13 protein-coding genes are annotated in these 14,925 nt (G+C 55.5%); 5 read left to right on the top strand and 8 right to left on the bottom strand.

The genetic code is table 11. The features are described 5' to 3' along the window. Positions 1-4: 4 nt before the first annotated feature. Complete coding sequence (gene ispG, locus DG177_RS06880; RefSeq protein WP_108810818.1) at positions 5-1,141, bottom strand: flavodoxin-dependent (E)-4-hydroxy-3-methylbut-2-enyl-diphosphate synthase; 1,137 nt, start codon at positions 1,139-1,141, stop codon at positions 5-7. 116 nt (positions 1,142-1,257) lie between these two features. On the opposite strand from ispG, the gene DG177_RS06875 reads away from it, so the two are divergent. Together DG177_RS06875 and DG177_RS06870 are read left to right on the top strand one after the other, a co-directional pair. Continuing rightward, on the top strand, positions 1,258-1,923 hold the full coding sequence (locus DG177_RS06875) for an SDR family NAD(P)-dependent oxidoreductase (protein WP_108810817.1): 666 nt from the start codon (positions 1,258-1,260) through the stop codon (positions 1,921-1,923). Positions 1,924-2,003: 80 nt separating this feature from the next. Further along, positions 2,004-3,107 (top strand): isoaspartyl peptidase/L-asparaginase, encoded by a 1,104-nt coding sequence (locus DG177_RS06870; protein ID WP_108810816.1) that lies wholly within the window; start codon positions 2,004-2,006, stop codon positions 3,105-3,107. Between the two features lie 15 nt (positions 3,108-3,122). On the opposite strand, the gene DG177_RS06865 is transcribed toward DG177_RS06870, so the two are convergent. Next, a complete protein-coding gene (locus DG177_RS06865) occupies positions 3,123-4,358 on the bottom strand; it encodes a hypothetical protein (RefSeq protein WP_108810815.1) in 1,236 nt (411 codons plus the stop codon). 124 nt (positions 4,359-4,482) lie between these two features. Between DG177_RS06865 and DG177_RS06860 the strand changes: the two genes are divergently transcribed. After that, entirely contained in the window at positions 4,483-6,006 is a 1,524-nt protein-coding gene (locus DG177_RS06860; RefSeq protein WP_108810814.1) for a carboxyl transferase domain-containing protein, read from the top strand. Between the two features lie 9 nt (positions 6,007-6,015). Here DG177_RS06860 and DG177_RS06855 read toward each other — a convergent pair whose 3' ends face one another. From DG177_RS06855 to DG177_RS06845, 3 genes are all read right to left on the bottom strand, one after another. After that, positions 6,016-7,824, bottom strand: coding sequence for an ABC transporter transmembrane domain-containing protein (locus DG177_RS06855; protein ID WP_108810813.1), 1,809 nt, complete (start codon positions 7,822-7,824; stop codon positions 6,016-6,018). Positions 7,825-7,877: 53 nt separating this feature from the next. Beyond that, the gene (locus tag DG177_RS06850; RefSeq protein WP_337658583.1) at positions 7,878-9,974 is read right to left on the bottom strand and encodes a TonB-dependent receptor plug domain-containing protein; all 2,097 of its coding nucleotides are present in this window, start codon (positions 9,972-9,974) and stop codon (positions 7,878-7,880) included. Positions 9,975-10,144: 170 nt separating this feature from the next. Then, positions 10,145-10,453, bottom strand: coding sequence for a hypothetical protein (locus DG177_RS06845; RefSeq protein ID WP_108810811.1), 309 nt, complete (start codon positions 10,451-10,453; stop codon positions 10,145-10,147). Between the two features lie 62 nt (positions 10,454-10,515). On the opposite strand from DG177_RS06845, the gene DG177_RS06840 reads away from it, so the two are divergent. Then, positions 10,516-11,328, top strand: coding sequence for an SDR family NAD(P)-dependent oxidoreductase (locus DG177_RS06840; RefSeq protein ID WP_108810810.1), 813 nt, complete (start codon positions 10,516-10,518; stop codon positions 11,326-11,328). Continuing rightward, the gene (locus DG177_RS06835; protein ID WP_108810809.1) at positions 11,328-11,927 is read left to right on the top strand and encodes a GNAT family N-acetyltransferase; all 600 of its coding nucleotides are present in this window, start codon (positions 11,328-11,330) and stop codon (positions 11,925-11,927) included. The genes DG177_RS06840 and DG177_RS06835 overlap by 1 nt, the downstream gene beginning before the upstream one ends. A 33-nt stretch (positions 11,928-11,960) precedes the next feature. On the opposite strand, the gene DG177_RS06830 is transcribed toward DG177_RS06835, so the two are convergent. The 3 genes from DG177_RS06830 to DG177_RS06820 are packed head-to-tail and all read right to left on the bottom strand — an operon-like array spanning position 11,961 to position 14,903. Beyond that, positions 11,961-12,878 carry a DMT family transporter gene (locus DG177_RS06830; protein WP_443216408.1) on the bottom strand — a complete coding sequence of 306 codons (918 nt, stop codon included), beginning with the start codon at positions 12,876-12,878 and terminating at the stop codon, positions 11,961-11,963. Then, on the bottom strand, positions 12,875-13,366 hold the full coding sequence (locus tag DG177_RS06825) for a hypothetical protein (protein ID WP_108810807.1): 492 nt from the start codon (positions 13,364-13,366) through the stop codon (positions 12,875-12,877). The genes DG177_RS06830 and DG177_RS06825 overlap by 4 nt, the downstream gene beginning before the upstream one ends. Before the next feature lie 13 nt (positions 13,367-13,379). Beyond that, entirely contained in the window at positions 13,380-14,903 is a 1,524-nt protein-coding gene (locus tag DG177_RS06820) for a FumA C-terminus/TtdB family hydratase beta subunit (RefSeq protein ID WP_108810806.1), read from the bottom strand. Between the last annotated feature and the right edge of the window lie 22 nt (positions 14,904-14,925).

The following is a 14,925-nucleotide window of genomic DNA, read 5'->3' as shown; positions in this document are numbered from 1 at the left end:
CAAATCACTCCGCCGCTTCGACTTGCTCCGTCGCCGCCTCAATCTCAGCTGCCTTGTCTTCGACGAGCTTCACGATATGGTCGACCATATCGCCATCAGCAACATGATGATCGGTGACACCTGACAGGTACACCATATGCTTGCCAGCGCCGCCGCCAGTTATGCCAATATCGGTTTCGCGGGCTTCGCCGGGCCCGTTGACGACACAGCCGAGGACGGAGAGTGACAAGGGCGTGCGGATATGTTGGAGCCGTTCTTCCAGCGTTTGTACCGTTCGGATCACATCAAACCCCTGCCGTGCACAGCTTGGGCAGCTCACAACCCGAACCCCGCGGGTGCGTAGGCCGAGTGCTTTCAGCATCTCATAGCCGACGCGAACTTCCTCTTCCGGCTCGGCCGAAAGGCTGACCCGGATCGTGTCGCCAATGCCGGCCCAGAGCAGATTGCCCATACCGATAGAGCTTTTCACCGTGCCGCCGATCAGGCCGCCTGCTTCGGTAATGCCAAGGTGCAGCGGACAATCGACCGCATCGGCCAGCTGTGAATAAGCGGCAACAGCGAGAAACACATCGGAGGCCTTCACCGCGACCTTATATTCGTGAAAATCATGGTCCTGCAAAAGCTTGATATGGTCGAGCGCGCTTTCGACCAGCGCCTCTGGACAAGGCTCACCATATTTTTCGAGCAGATCTTTCTCCAGGCTACCGGCATTCACCCCGATACGGATGGCACAGCCATTGGCCTTGGCTGCATCGATGACTTCCTTGACCCGATCTGCACTGCCAATATTGCCGGGATTGATCCGCAGACAAGCGGCCCCCGCTTCAGCAGCTTCGATGCCCCGCTTATAATGAAAGTGGATATCCGCCACGATCGGTACGCGGCTGGCACGGACAATCTGTTTCAGCGCTGTCGTACTTTCGACATCAGGACAGGAGACCCGGATGATATCGACCCCGGCATCTTCGCAACGGCGGATTTGGTCAATAGTCGCCTTGGGATCGCTCGTCAGCGTATTGGTCATCGTCTGCACCGTAATGGGTGCATCACCACCGACCGGCACGTCGCCAACCATGATCTGGCGGCTTTTGCGGCGCTCTATATCGCGCCACGGACGCAAGGAGGGGTTATCGGCTGTCATGATGGGAACCTGTCACAATATTGCTCGTTGCATGCTATATAGCGATTTCATCGCGCGGGTGCGAGGGGCGATTGCGTCTGCATCCGAAAAAACACGGTATTGGAAGGGAAAACATCATGGGAACTGTATTGATAACCGGCGCCAATCGCGGCATCGGGCTGGAAATGGCCAAACAATATGCAGACAATGGCTGGGATGTCATCGGCACCGCGCGGGAACCGGAAAAAGCCGAAGAATTGAGCGCCATTGCCAATGCAAAGACAATGCAACTGGACGCGGCGGATGATACCAGTGTTGAGCGCTTTACCAGCGAACTGGGCGACCGGCCTATTGATCTCTATATCCACAACGCAGGCATATATGGTCCGCTGGAATTTGATCGTGACGGCTGGCTGGAGCTGATGAACGTCAATGTCGTCGCACCGGTGAAACTGGCCAACGCTTTGAAAAACAATGTCGCCCAGTCAAATGACAAGAAAATGGTGGTGATTTCGAGCCAGGTCGGCAGCATCGCCGAAAATGAAAGCGGTGATATGATGTATTATCGCTCGAGCAAAGCAGCGGTGAACCAGGCGTGGAAATCGCTGGCCAACCAGTGGAAAGATGAAGGGCTGACGCTGACCATGATGCATCCCGGCTGGGTCCAGACCGATATGGGTGGTCCCCATGCGGACTTGACGGCGGGGGAGAGTGTCAGCGGCATGCGGCAGGTTATAGATAATATTGATCACGCACAGACCGGCGCTTTTCATGACTATAGCGGGCGCGAAATTCCTTGGTAATTCTTCATGATGCTTGAACACGGCTCAATGGTTGCGGCTCTGATAATTGGTGCTAAACCTGTGCTCAAAGGAGCCATATCATGTTCAAGTTCGCAATTGCCGCACCGGTCTTAGCCATGGCCGCGCTGGCCCTCAGCAGTACGGCGATCGCTCAAACGGATGACGATACAAGCTGGTCGATCGCTATTCACGGCGGTGCCGGTACGATTGAGCGGGAAAGGATCACGCCAGAGAAAGATGCGGAAATCCGCGCGGCGCTAAACAAGGCATTGGCCCAAGGTTCCAAAATCCTGAAAGCCGGGGGAAGCGCGATGGACGCCATTACAGCGACGATCACGCTTCTGGAGAATGATCCCAATTTCAACGCTGGAAAAGGCGCGGTTTTCACGTGGGATAAAACCAATGAGTTGGATAGCAGCATAATGGATGGCAGCGACTTGTCTGCGGGCGCGGTGGCTGGAGTCACCACAACAAAAAACCCGATTTTGCTGGCTCGTGCGGTCAAGGACAACAGCCCGCATGTCATGTTGTCTGGCAAAGGCGCCGACCAGTTTAGCCGCGAACAGGGGCTGGAACAGGTGGCACCTGACTATTACGCCACCCCGCGCCGTCTCAAACAGATAGAAGATGTGCTGACCAAGCAGGTCAGCGCCGCAGATGTGGATTATAAATTCGGGACCGTCGGCGCTGTCGCTATGGATAGGAACGGCAATATGGCCGCTGGCACTTCCACCGGCGGCATGACTGGCAAAAGATGGGGGCGCATCGGCGACAGTCCTGTTATCGGTGCGGGTACCTATGCCCGCAACCGCAGCTGTGCGATCTCGGCAACCGGAGCTGGCGAATATTTCATCCGGCTCGGCGTTGCGCATGAAATCTGCACACGTATCTGGACACGCTTTCTGGCGGTGCGGGACGATGTGCAGGCAACGGTGCCCAAAGACAAAGACGGTGTTCCTGAATATTATATCCATGCCAGCGAGTTTGCGCTCCCTCCTGCGGAGGTGCAGAAAATTGCGGATGATGTAATCTCTGAACTGGGGGAAATCGGCGGCACTGGCGGCATCATATTTGCGACACCCTGGGGGCAGGCCGGCTACAGTTTTAACACCCCCGGCATGTACCGTGGTCGCGCGACGAGCGATGGTGATATGAGCGTGTCGATTTACGGGGATGAGGAGTAGAGGAGTAGGCGTTAGCTACTCCCGCATCGGCGTTGCGGCCTTTGCAGCCTTCGTCGTGACAATATAATCAAAGCCCAGCACCACGAATTTGCCGAAGGCCGACAGACTATTAATGCCTTTGCTTTCCAGCTTATGCCGGATCGGATCGAGCGGAATCAGATAGTGACCGGTGTCCCCGATCTGGGTAATGTCAATCTGTGCCGCCTCAAGGATCGGTGTGATAATCTTGTCATCCACCATCTTCACTTGCGTATAGCCTTCGGCTGAGGGGCGCATTGTCAATTGCTCTCCAGCGAGGCCGCTGAACGCAATATGGAGTGATTGCATCCGGTTGGCGGCTGCCAGTCCGGGCAGCAGTGATCCGATGTCGAACATCTTGGTCGGCGTTGTTCCGCGTCCCAGATGATAAGCACCCATCTTCAGCAGGACGCGCGGGGCAGGTTCTTCTGCCTCATGATATTGCTGCAAAAACAAGCGGTGCATCAGGGTGATACGGTCTGCATTATTGGCGAAATAGCGGCCTGCGTTATTATGCTGATAGATGACCGCGCTTCTTGCCAGTGAATCAATGATCGCTTGCGCTTCCGGGGAACCGGCAAACTTGGCACGCAGCTCGGCAAAGGTTGCCGGCGGTGCTGACAACATCAACAGGTTTCTCTGATCAGCGGCGGCGACGGCTGCGAGATCTTTCCGCAGCAGGGTATCCGCAGCTTTGCGGGCGCCAGCATTGGGTGCCATCGCCTTCAGCTCTTCCAACAGGATCGCTGGAGCGCCGATAAATTCCTGATCAATACCCCATAAGTCGACGGTACCTTCGGGTTCAGCAAAATCATTGGCGAGCAGAGCATCTTCGCGGTTGCTGACAAAGGGCAGGGCGATCGGTTTGCCCGCGACCAACGTCGCGACACCGGTCACGCCGTCGGTCCGCAGCGCGTGCTGCACGGCTTTGTTAGACCAGGCGCCGATTTCGACAGCATGATAGGTGCGGCCGTGCTTTTTCATCTCGGCGGCCAGACCGCGACCCAGTTCGGGCGAATCCGCAAAGCCATGATCCTCGCCCAACGCAACAAATTGCGACCTTTCAATCTCAGCGCGCAATATCTCGCCGCCTGGACCAGAGAGCCCATCTGGTCCGAAGGAAACTTCCCAGATTGGAATTTCCGGTGCTGGCGTGGCAGCTTCCTCGGCCACCGCGGGGGTGGTGAGTGCCAGAGCAGCTATTCCGGATAGTGCCGCAAAAAATCTCCGCATATTCTCTCTCCTGCACATCGCTTTGGTGATCTATAACACTAATACAGTCAATGTAAATCCATCTTTAATAGCGTTCGCAAATTCCCGCTTCCCCTCGCTTAATCACTCGGTTAAAACCCGGAGCATGACATGGAAACCGGAAATTGAAGAGCTGCACGAGCGGCAGCGCCTTGCAGAAAAAATGGGCGGGGAAGCGAAAGTTTCTCGCCAACATGGGCGGGGTAAACTCGACGCGCGAGCCCGGATCGCCGGTATTGTCGATGAGGGCAGCTTTCGCGAGATTGGCAAGATTGCCGGGCGCGGGTCATATGATGACAAAGGTGAATTTGAGGATTTTGCACCCAGCAATCTGATCTTTGGTCGGGCGAATATCGAAGGGCGACCGGTCGTTGCCAGCGCCGATGACTTTACCGTCAGAGGGGGCGCGGCTGATGCAGCGCTCCACCGCAAATTTACGCAATGCGAAAAAATGGCCCACACGATGGGCATCCCGATGATCCGCATGATCGATGGCACCGGTGGTGGTGGGTCGGTGAAATCGCTGGAGGACATGGGCTTCACCTATGTGCCCGCAGTGCCTGGCTGGGAAGATATTATCAAAAATCAGGAGACGGTACCTGTGGTCGCGCTGGCGCTCGGGCCAACAGCGGGCATGGGAGCCGCGCGAACGGTTGCGAGCCACTATTCGATCATGGTGCGCGGCCTATCGCAGCTATTTGCCGCCGGTCCGGCTGTCGCCGCGGCGATTGGCGACAATCTGACCAAGGAGGAATTGGGCGGCAGCGAGATTCATACGCGCAATGGCGTGGTTGATGAAGAGGTAGGCAGCGAGGCCGAAGCTTTTGCGACGGCACGCAAGTTTCTTTCTTACCTGCCCAGCAATATCAACCAGCGAGCCGAGCGTGTGGTCACTGGCGACCCGACCAGTCGCCGCGATGAAGCTCTGCTTTCCACTGTCCCGCGTGGCGACAAACAGGTTTATTCCATGCGCAAGATCATGGACTCGGTTTTTGATAAAGGCAGTGTCTTTGAGATGGGCAAACGCTGGGGCAGGGCTGCGATTACTGCCTTTGCCCGGCTGGATGGTTATCCGGTAGCGGTGCTAGCCAACGACCCCAGTTTTCTGGGTGGCAGCTGGGAGGCCAAGTCATCGGAAAAGGTTGAGCGCTTCGCAAAACTCGCTGATCAGTTCCGTCTGCCGGTCGTCCATCTGGTTGACAATCCCGGTTTCATGATCGGCGAAGATGCCGAGCGCACCGGTACGATCCGTTACGGCGTGCAGGCGATGAACGCGGTTTATAAGGCCACGGTGCCGTGGGCGAGTATCATCGTGCGGCGGGCCTATGGGATTGCGGGAAGCGCTATGTCCAATGCCGAAAATTTCCAATATCGCTTCGCCTGGCCGAGTGGTGACTGGGGCTCGCTCCCGATCGCTGGCGGGCTAGAGGTCGCCTACAAAGCGGACATCGAGGCATCCGAAGATCCGGCGGCTCGGCTGGAGGAGATCAAGGCGAAGCTTAATCAAGTGACGTCACCTTTCCGCACAGCAGAACAGTTCAGCGTGGAGGATATTATCGATCCGCGAGAGACCAGGCCGCTGCTTTGTGAATTTGCCGATCTGGCTTGGCGGAAACTGGAGGCCGAATAATATTGTGGGTCAAACTGACTCCAATTGTCGATCCTCAGCCTGACGTTTCCACATATCGGCATAGAGGCCCTTGTTCGCCAGCAATGTGCGATGATTTCCACGCTCGGCGATCCGGCCTTCGTTGAGGACTATAATTTCGTCCGCATGGGTGATGGTCGATAAACGGTGGGCGATGATCAATGTGGTACGCCGTTCCGAAATCTTCGCAAGTGTTGCCTGAATTTCATCTTCGGTGCGGCTGTCGAGCGCGGAGGTGGCCTCGTCGAGGATCAATATAGGTGGATTTTTGAGCAAGGTCCGGGCGATAGCCACGCGCTGTTTCTCACCGCCGGACAGTTTGAGACCGCGCTCGCCCACTTGCGTATCATAGCCATCGGGTAGCTTGGCGATAAAGTCATCCAGCGCCGCGCCACGTGCTGCTTCCTCTATCTCGGCCTGAGTTGCGCCATCGCGGCCGTAGCCGATATTATAACCGATTGTGTCATTGAACAGCACACTGTCCTGCGGCACGATGCCAATGGCACCGCGCAGGCTGTGCTGTGTGACATCGGAAATATTTTGATCGTCGATTAATATGCGGCCGGCCTGCGGATCATAGAAACGGAACAGCATTCGGGCCAGCGTCGATTTGCCGGCGCCTGAGGGACCGACAATGGCCAATGTGCCATCGGGCGGCACTTCAAAGCTCAGGCTATGCAGGATCGCACGATCCTCGTCATAGGAAAATGCGACATCCTGAAACGCTACCTGACCGGCACTGACATTCAGTATTGCGGCATTGGGCTTGTCCTGGATTTCCGGATCTGTATCGATCAACCGGAACATCGCATCCATATCCACCAGACCCTGACGGATGGTGCGGTAAACCATGCCCAACAGGTCCAGCGGCCGGAACAATTGCATCAGGAGTGTGTTGACCAGAACCAGATCGCCGACCGTCAATTGACCCTGGCTCCAGCCGTAGACGCTATAGGCCATGGCACCGATCATCGTCAGATTGGTGATCAGCGACTGGCCGATATTGAGTAAGCCTAATGAGTTTTCTGACTTGACCGCAGCATTGGCCCAGTCCTGCATCGCCTGATTATAACGTGCGCCTTCGCGGGCTTCGGCCGTGAAATATTTCACGGTCTCATAGTTGAGCAGCGCATCGACCGATCGGCCTATCGCTCGGGTATCCATATCATTCATTTCGGCGCGCAGCGCATTGCGCCAATCCGTCACTTTGCGCGTAAAAGTGATGTATATAACCACCATCGCGATCGTAGCCGCGACCAGACCAAAGCCGAACTTGACCTGAAAAATAACCAGTACTGCAATCAGCTCGATTAGCGTCGGTGCGATATTGAACAGGAGGAAATAGAGCATGATATCAATGCTCTTCGTCCCGCGTTCGATGACCTTTGTAATCTCGCCGGTGCGCCGCCCCAGATGAAAGCGTAGTGACAATTGATGCAGATGCGTGAAAACATTAGTTGCCAGTCGCCGTGCTGCTTCCTGTCCGACTTTTTCGAAGGCGATATTACGCATATTATCGAACATAACCTGACCAAATCGGGCCAGACCATAGGCGGCAACCAAAGCCAATAGCACCGTCAGGGTGGCTTCGGTTCCGGCCGTCATCCCGTCAACCACGGCCTTATAGGCAAAGGGCATGGAAAGCACCGCTGCCTTGGCACAGAGTACAAGCACACCCGCGATAATGATGCGTAGCCGCAGACCTGGCGCATCCTTTGGCCACAAATAGGGCAGAAAGCGCTTAAGCGTAGGGATCATCGGCGGGTCGATCTGACCCTTGGTACTGAAATCGGGTGGCATGCCTTGGATGTAAGGATGCCGCTAGCAATTGTCTATGAGCAGTGCTGTGTGTTCTAGAAACTACCGCTAACCGTAAGTCGATAAATGAGACCGAACTTGCGGGTGCGGTCTTCCACGAAACCAATCGGACCGTCACGTCGTCCTCGCGTAAAGGCACCGGTGCCGTCAAGCTGGCCGAAGGCAGTCCGAACAAAGCGTTCCCGGCGGTTAAACAGATTGCCAAGATTAGCGTTTACGGTCAGTCCGAACACATTCTTATGCTCGATAAAAATCCAGGAATAGGGGTCGAGTACATCAAAATCGGCTATCTGATCGAGGCGAATATTGCCGACGTCATCAAAATTCTCGATACCCGCGCCCCAAGCCAAATCCGATCCCGGAATATCGTGACGAAGGGTGATCTCATAGCTGTAGCGGTCATCCTGTCCGATCCGCCGTTTGCGGCCGGTGAGCGGATCGCGCACGCTGCTCTTTACGGCTTCGGCCTCGATATCAATTTTGGCACCGCGCCAGCCGAGGGGGTCTAGCAACAAGGTTGAAACCACTTCCAGGCCATAGCGGTCAGCGCTGTCCAGATTGCCGCGCGCTTCTGTTGTATCCGTAATCGGGACGGTATCGACGATATCGCTTATCTTTTCACCAAATAGCGTCACCGTTGCCGATCCAAAGGAACCGAGCTGTTTGGTCGCCTCAAGCTCCGCGCGCCACTTTTGCGGCGGGACCAGGTCAGGATTGCCGGCATCGATGACGTCATTGGAAACTTCGACCGAGGCAATAAAATCGAAAAAGTCGAGCTGATCGACTTCGCGGGATAATTTGAAGCTGAGATCGAAATCCGCCGCCGGTTTCCACGCAAGGGCTACGGAGCCTTTTGGCCGGACGAAGGATCGCCGCTGATCGCCTTGGCTGATCTCGCTATACTCACCCCCAAGCGCTGCCTGTAAGGTTAGATTGCTTGATAGTGGCCGCCCATATGTTGTTATGAATTCTGCTCTTTTTTCTTCAACCTTGGTATTGCTATTGTCCAGATTACCGCCGGACAGCTCGGCTTCGCTTTCCAGAAAATTATAGGCGCCTTCCAGACTCAGGCCCCAATCCGTACCACCCGCTGTCTTCCAGCCATATTCTGCGCGCAGCACGGATTCACCTTCGTCGACTGTGCGGTTGAAGGCGCTGATCAAGGGAGGTGTAACTCCATCGGTAAAGGTGCGACTGAAAAAGTCTTCGGTTGGGCTGTGTTCCAGTCGCTGCAACCCGATCAGTTTTAGCCGGCCACCGCCCAAAGCGAACTCATAGTCTGCACTGAATTCGGCATTCCACTCTCTTTCGCGGCCGGTAAACAACTCAAATATGTCAGGCTCTCCGGCCTGGGTGCGCAACGTGTCGACCCGTTGGCGGAAATGGTTGAGTCCATATTCACCGGTGATATTGAACACTGATCCAGCCTCACTGGTGCGGCTGTAGGAGGCGTTGATCGACGGCCGGTCACCCCGCACGCGACCAACTTCGTCTCGCTCAAACAGTAGATTGCCCATCCCGTCGGTAATCCGTTCGGGTCCTTGGGCACCGTTACGAAAGGCATCATTTTCGATGGCGATGGTAAAGTCGCCCTTGCCGAGCTTGCCGCTGATCGATGCTTCTCCGGCAAACCAGTTTTCACCTGATCTTCGCCATTGAGGACGCCATTTGAAGTTGCCCGTGATACCGGCGGCATCATCGCTGCTGGTGACCAGATTGAGAACTTGACCGGACAGACCAGATATACTGAGCGTAGCGCCATCGACAATTTCCACGCGGACAACATTGGTGGCCGTGATACGCCCCAGAACCGTGAAGGCATCGTTGTTCTTGCCGGCAATTCGCGCGCCGTTGATCAGAACATTTTCGTCCGCCTGACCAAGCCCGCGCGCTTCGTCGTCGCCAGTATCGATGATAAACCCTGGCACCTGTCTGACAATATCGAGTGCCGTTCGGGGGTTGAATCGTGAAAACTGCACGGCATCATAAATCTGTCGGCCATTTTCGGTCCGCGGCTGCAGGTTGCTGGTGGCGGGGGATTCAGATTGCGCCGATGCTGAAGATGGAAATGCGCAAGTGATGGAAATGGCGCAGACAGCAACACTGAATGATAACCAACTGGTTTTGTTCAAGATAATCCCCCCTTAACGGAATTAAACCGATATGTTTTTCGCTTCGTTCTTGCCCGCCTGCTATGGTCGGTTGGTTGCATGGGATACTGTCTTTCGACAAACTACATCTGTAGTCGGATCAACGACCGCAATGTCAAAATTGTCGATTCAGGTCTATAAACTACTCTATCTTAATGTTTGTTTGAAAAGAGGACATAGGCCCCCGCGCCATTGGCCAGGGTATAGACGCCATAAAAAATAACAGCGCTAAGCATTCCCATATTGGCGAAGATCAGAGCTGCCGCCAGCATCCCGAATTCTATAATATAACTGCCATAGGGGCCAAGAAACTTCGAAAAACTCCCTCGCGCTTCGGTGATCATCGGATGATTGCTCTCCATCATCGCCTTGTGCATGGCGAAATTCCCGATCCCGCAGATAAAGATGATGAAAACATACATAGCCTTTATATAGGAAGTGTTGGTGCTATTGTCAGTCATCTCCGGCGATAATTTGTCATGGTGGTTTTCATGTGACAGTCGCCGGGTTTTGGGAGGATGAAATGGAATTTGCAGGCAAGACAGCTGTCATTACTGGCGGCGCGACCGGAATCGGTTTCGCCCTGGCACGCGAGATCGGAAGGGCAGGTGGCCGGATCATCTTGTTCGAACCACGCGAAAACCGGCTACAGGAAGCGGTCAGTAATTTGGTCGAAGAGGGCATCGACGCGAAATATCAAGTGGGCGATGTCACCAAACCGGAAGATATCGAAGCACTGGCCGACTTTGCATGGGCGGAAAACGGCCGAGCGGATATGTTGATCAACAATGCCGGTATTGGCGGCTCGATGAAATCAGTAATCAAGACCGACCCAGCCGAGGCGCGGCGAATATTCGAAGTCAATTTCTGGGGTATGTGGGCTGGTATTTCCGAATTTGGTCGACGCTTCCTGGCCGAGGAGAAACCTTCCGCGATCTACTCCGTCGCGTCGGAAAACTCGCTGTTCAACGCCTTCCCATTCGGGGGCGGCGCCTATGTGTCAAGCAAGCATGCGATATTCGGCCTGATGGACGTACTGCGCCGGGAAGCGCCCGATTGGCTGACCACCGGGGTCATCATTCCCGGTTGGGTGAAGTCCGAACTGTCCGAAGCCAATCTGACGATATCGGCTGCGATGGACGCTGCAGCTTATGCGAAGATCATCGCACCGCAGATCGCGGCAGGTGAATATTATGTGGTCAGCCACGGCTATAATGTTGTCCGGTTCGACGAGCGTTATGGCGAAATGAAAGAAGCTTTCGACAAATATGCCCCTCGGACCGAGGGCGACGAGGTTTATGATGTGCAGAGATTTTTTGCGGAGATGCAGAGCTGATGGACATAAACCTGCCGGACGGCATCGTCCGCGCCGCTCCGGCCGACTGGCGCCGGTTGGCCGACATCACTGCAGAGGCTTTTGCCGAGGATCCCGTGAACACTTGGATGTTCGACAATCAAAAGGCTATCCGCGCTTCCTTTCGTGTGCTCGCGCGCGAGATATATGCGCGAGATGGATTTTGCCACCTTGCGGGCGACGAGGGGGCAACCATGTGGCTCGGTCCCGATCAAGCGGGCAATATGGGCTTGCTCGCAATGATCCGTTTTGCGGTTGGGCAGTTAATCCACGGCAGTGCCGGTGGTCTCAAGCGAGCCATGGCGGCTGGCGACATCATGGAGAAGCATCACCCCCGCGAGCCTCATTGCTATCTGTTCACCATCGGAACACGGAAAAGCGCGCGCGGCACCGGGCTCGGCAAAGCGCTGTTGGCTCCGGTTCTCAAAGCATGCGATGCCAAAGACATTCCCTGCTATCTGGAAAACAGCAACCCGGACAATCATGGCTTTTACGCCCATCATGGATTTGAGCGGCGAGAGATTTTTGCCTGTGGTGAGGGCGGTCCACCGCTTGAAGCTATGTGGCGCGAACCAAGATAAGCGGAAAATCGGTCGTAACAGGTCGGAACATAGTTAAAGCGTCGAAGCCAGTGCCATGATCACGCCGATGCCGACCAGCAATATGCCCGTCAGTTCGCTGCGGCTCAGCGGTTCCTTCAAATAGAAGCGGCCAAATCCGAGCGTATATAATATCTGTGTCTGGCCCACGATCCCGACCAGAGCAACCGGTGCGTGGGCATAAGCAATGAACCAGCCCGCTGAAGCAGTGGCCGCGAGCACGCCCACTTGCGCCGTGACACGCCAGCGTTTCAGCATCGCGCGAAACTGATCCGGTTCGCGGATGATGACGTAAAGCCCCTGCATCAACGCTTGAAAGCCGAGGACCGCGGTCAGCACGATCAGGCCGGCATAGGTGCGCTCGATATCGGGGATCGCATTGGCCGATTGCTTGATGAAGATGGCGGTCAGCGCGAACAGGAAACCGGCGCTGAGTCCGGTGAGTGCCGCTGGTTGTTTGAGGCCGCGGAGCCATTGCAACAATCCTTTCGCTCCGCCTTCAACCGAAACCGACAGGATGCCGGCGAAGGCGATACCGATGCCCAGCCATGCCAATGGAGCTAGCGTTTCGCCAAGGATCAGCCATCCGAGAAAGGCCACAATCAGTGTTTCGACTTTCATATAGGCAGTCCCGCTGACCAGATTGCGAAAGCCAAAGGACATGATGATGAGATTTGTTGCCACCATCTGAGCGAATCCCGCAGCCCAGGCAAACCACCAGAAAGATGCGTCAAGCGAGGGTAAGGCAACCCGTCCTGTTGCTGCCATATAGCTCGCGAGCATGGCGCAGGCGATGGGCCAGCCAAAAAAGAACCGCGACAGTGCAGCGGCATTGACCGACATTTCGGCACGAATGCGCTGCTGAACCGCCATCCGCCAGGCGAGAAAAAGCGCGGCCATTAACGCGGCGGGTATCCAGATCGGGAAGGTCAAAGAGGCCGCGCGTCCACGGTTTCGGCGAGAAAATCCAATATGTTTTGCGGCGTTCCCGGATCTTCCGGCGGATCATTGCGGGTCTTGTAGGCGGCGAACAGGCCGATGGCGAGCATCACCGCTGGTATCCCTGAGAAGATAAGATTGAACATCATCGGCGCATCATCAATAAACCAGAAAACCAGTGAAAACAGAAAGAACAAACCAACAAATCCATTCCAGAACAGGAAGAACGGCATGGCCTTACCCTGGCGCATCGTGCCTTCGATCAACGTGCCCCCGTCATGCTCACGCATCTTGGCCTTTAGGATCGGCTCTGCGCCAACTTTCAGGCCGCGGCGCCTGTAAGTGAGAAACATTTTGCGTTCTGTTCCATTGCCAAAGACATGATAGCCCTTGCGCTTTTTGCGCCGCTTCATCTCCGCTTTCAGCTTTTTAGCCAGCGGGATTGGGTCCATCGGGGAAAAGAGTTTAATGTCTTCTTTCATATAGAGAGGCCGATCAAACCCCTTCCAGCAAACCCTCTTTCTTGATCTTCTCCTGCCAGACCAAAGGCGCGAGATGGTGGACGCTCTGTCCTTCGGCATCGACCGCGACAGTTACGGGCATGTCCTGCACTTCAAACTCATAAATCGCTTCCATGCCGAGGTCTTCAAAGCCGACGACTTTCGATCCCTTGATCGCGCGGCTGACGAGATAGGCGCTACCGCCTACCGCCATCAGATAGGCGCTTTTATGTTTCTTGATCGAGCCAACTGTATCGAGGCCGCGTTCGGCCTTGCCGACCATCGCGAGCAGGCCTTGTTCCAGCATCATGTCGGTAAACTTGTCCATCCGTGTAGCGGTGGTGGGGCCAGCCGGGCCGACCACTTCCTCACCGACCGGATCAACCGGACCGACATAATAAATAACGCGCCCTTTGAATTCGACCGGAAGTTCTTCGCCCTTGTCGAGCATATCCTTGATCCGTTTATGCGCGGCGTCACGGCCGGTTAGCATCTTGCCGTTAAGCAGCAAGCGGTCGCCATGTTTCCAGCTCGCAACCTCGGCTTCGTCGAGTTGGTCCAGATGTACCCGCCGCGCTTCCGAAGACGGCGCCCAGTTGACGTCTGGCCATTCATCCAGCTTGGGGGCTTCGAGATAGGCAGGGCCGCTACCGTCCAATGTGAAATGCGCATGGCGTGTGGCAGCGCAATTGGGGATCATTGCCACCGGCTTACCAGCCGCGTGACAGGGCCAGTCATTGATTTTAACGTCGAGGATGGTTGATAGACCGCCCAGTCCCTGCGCACCGATGCCCAGCGCGTTGACCTTGTCAAAAATCGTGATGCGCAACTCTTCGATATCATTGCGGGGCCCACGTTCCTTGAGCTGCCCCATATCAATCGGATCCATCAGCGACTGTTTGGCGAGCAGCACAGCGCGTTCTGCCGTGCCGCCAATACCGATACCCAGCATACCTGGTGGGCACCAGCCCGCACCCATTTGTGGCACCATATCGAGCACCCAGTCGACGATATTGTCACTCGGATTCATCATCTTGAATTTTGATTTATTCTCTGATCCGCCGCCTTTAGCTGCAACATCGACGCTCACCTTGTCGCCCGGCACCATTTCGACATGGAGCACCGAGGGCGTGTTGTCCTTGGTATTGCGCCGCGTGAATGCGGGATCGGTGAGGATTGAGGCGCGCAGCTTGTTTTCTGGATGGAGATAGGCCCGGCGTACACCTTCATCGACAATTTCCTGCATCGATTGCGATGTCTCGTCGAGCCGGCAATCCATGCCCCATTTCACAAACACGTTTACGATACCGGTATCCTGGCAAATCGGCCGGTGACCCTCGGCGCACATCCGCGAATTTGTAAGAATCTGTGCAATCGCGTCCTTCGCGGCGGGTGATTTTTCTGCCTCATAGGCTTCGCCGAGCGCCCGGATATAATCCATCGGATGATAGTAAGAGATAAATTGCAGTGCGTCGGCGACACTTTCAATGAGGTCGGCGGTTTTTATCGTGACGGTCATTATGGCTCCGGAAATAGTCTAA

This window comes from Sphingorhabdus sp. Alg231-15 (assembly GCF_900149705.1).
Taxonomy (GTDB): domain Bacteria; phylum Pseudomonadota; class Alphaproteobacteria; order Sphingomonadales; family Sphingomonadaceae; genus Parasphingorhabdus.
Note: the sequence above shows the minus strand (reverse complement) of the source record. Positions and strands in the feature narration are given on the sequence as shown.

Excerpts from the sequence above, each read along its gene's own strand:
- ispG (WP_108810818.1), bottom strand. The coding sequence starts at position 1,141 with ATGACAGCCGATAACCCCTCCTTGCGTCCGTGGCGCGATATAGAGCGC.
- DG177_RS06875 (WP_108810817.1), top strand. The coding sequence starts at position 1,258 with ATGGGAACTGTATTGATAACCGGCGCCAATCGCGGCATCGGGCTGGAA.
- DG177_RS06870 (WP_108810816.1), top strand. The coding sequence starts at position 2,004 with ATGTTCAAGTTCGCAATTGCCGCACCGGTCTTAGCCATGGCCGCGCTG.
- DG177_RS06865 (WP_108810815.1), bottom strand. The coding sequence starts at position 4,358 with ATGCGGAGATTTTTTGCGGCACTATCCGGAATAGCTGCTCTGGCACTC.
- DG177_RS06860 (WP_108810814.1), top strand. The coding sequence starts at position 4,483 with ATGACATGGAAACCGGAAATTGAAGAGCTGCACGAGCGGCAGCGCCTT.
- DG177_RS06855 (WP_108810813.1), bottom strand. The coding sequence starts at position 7,824 with ATGCCACCCGATTTCAGTACCAAGGGTCAGATCGACCCGCCGATGATC.
- DG177_RS06845 (WP_108810811.1), bottom strand. The coding sequence starts at position 10,453 with ATGACTGACAATAGCACCAACACTTCCTATATAAAGGCTATGTATGTT.
- DG177_RS06840 (WP_108810810.1), top strand. The coding sequence starts at position 10,516 with ATGGAATTTGCAGGCAAGACAGCTGTCATTACTGGCGGCGCGACCGGA.
- DG177_RS06835 (WP_108810809.1), top strand. The coding sequence starts at position 11,328 with ATGGACATAAACCTGCCGGACGGCATCGTCCGCGCCGCTCCGGCCGAC.
- DG177_RS06825 (WP_108810807.1), bottom strand. The coding sequence starts at position 13,366 with ATGAAAGAAGACATTAAACTCTTTTCCCCGATGGACCCAATCCCGCTG.
- DG177_RS06820 (WP_108810806.1), bottom strand. The coding sequence starts at position 14,903 with ATGACCGTCACGATAAAAACCGCCGACCTCATTGAAAGTGTCGCCGAC.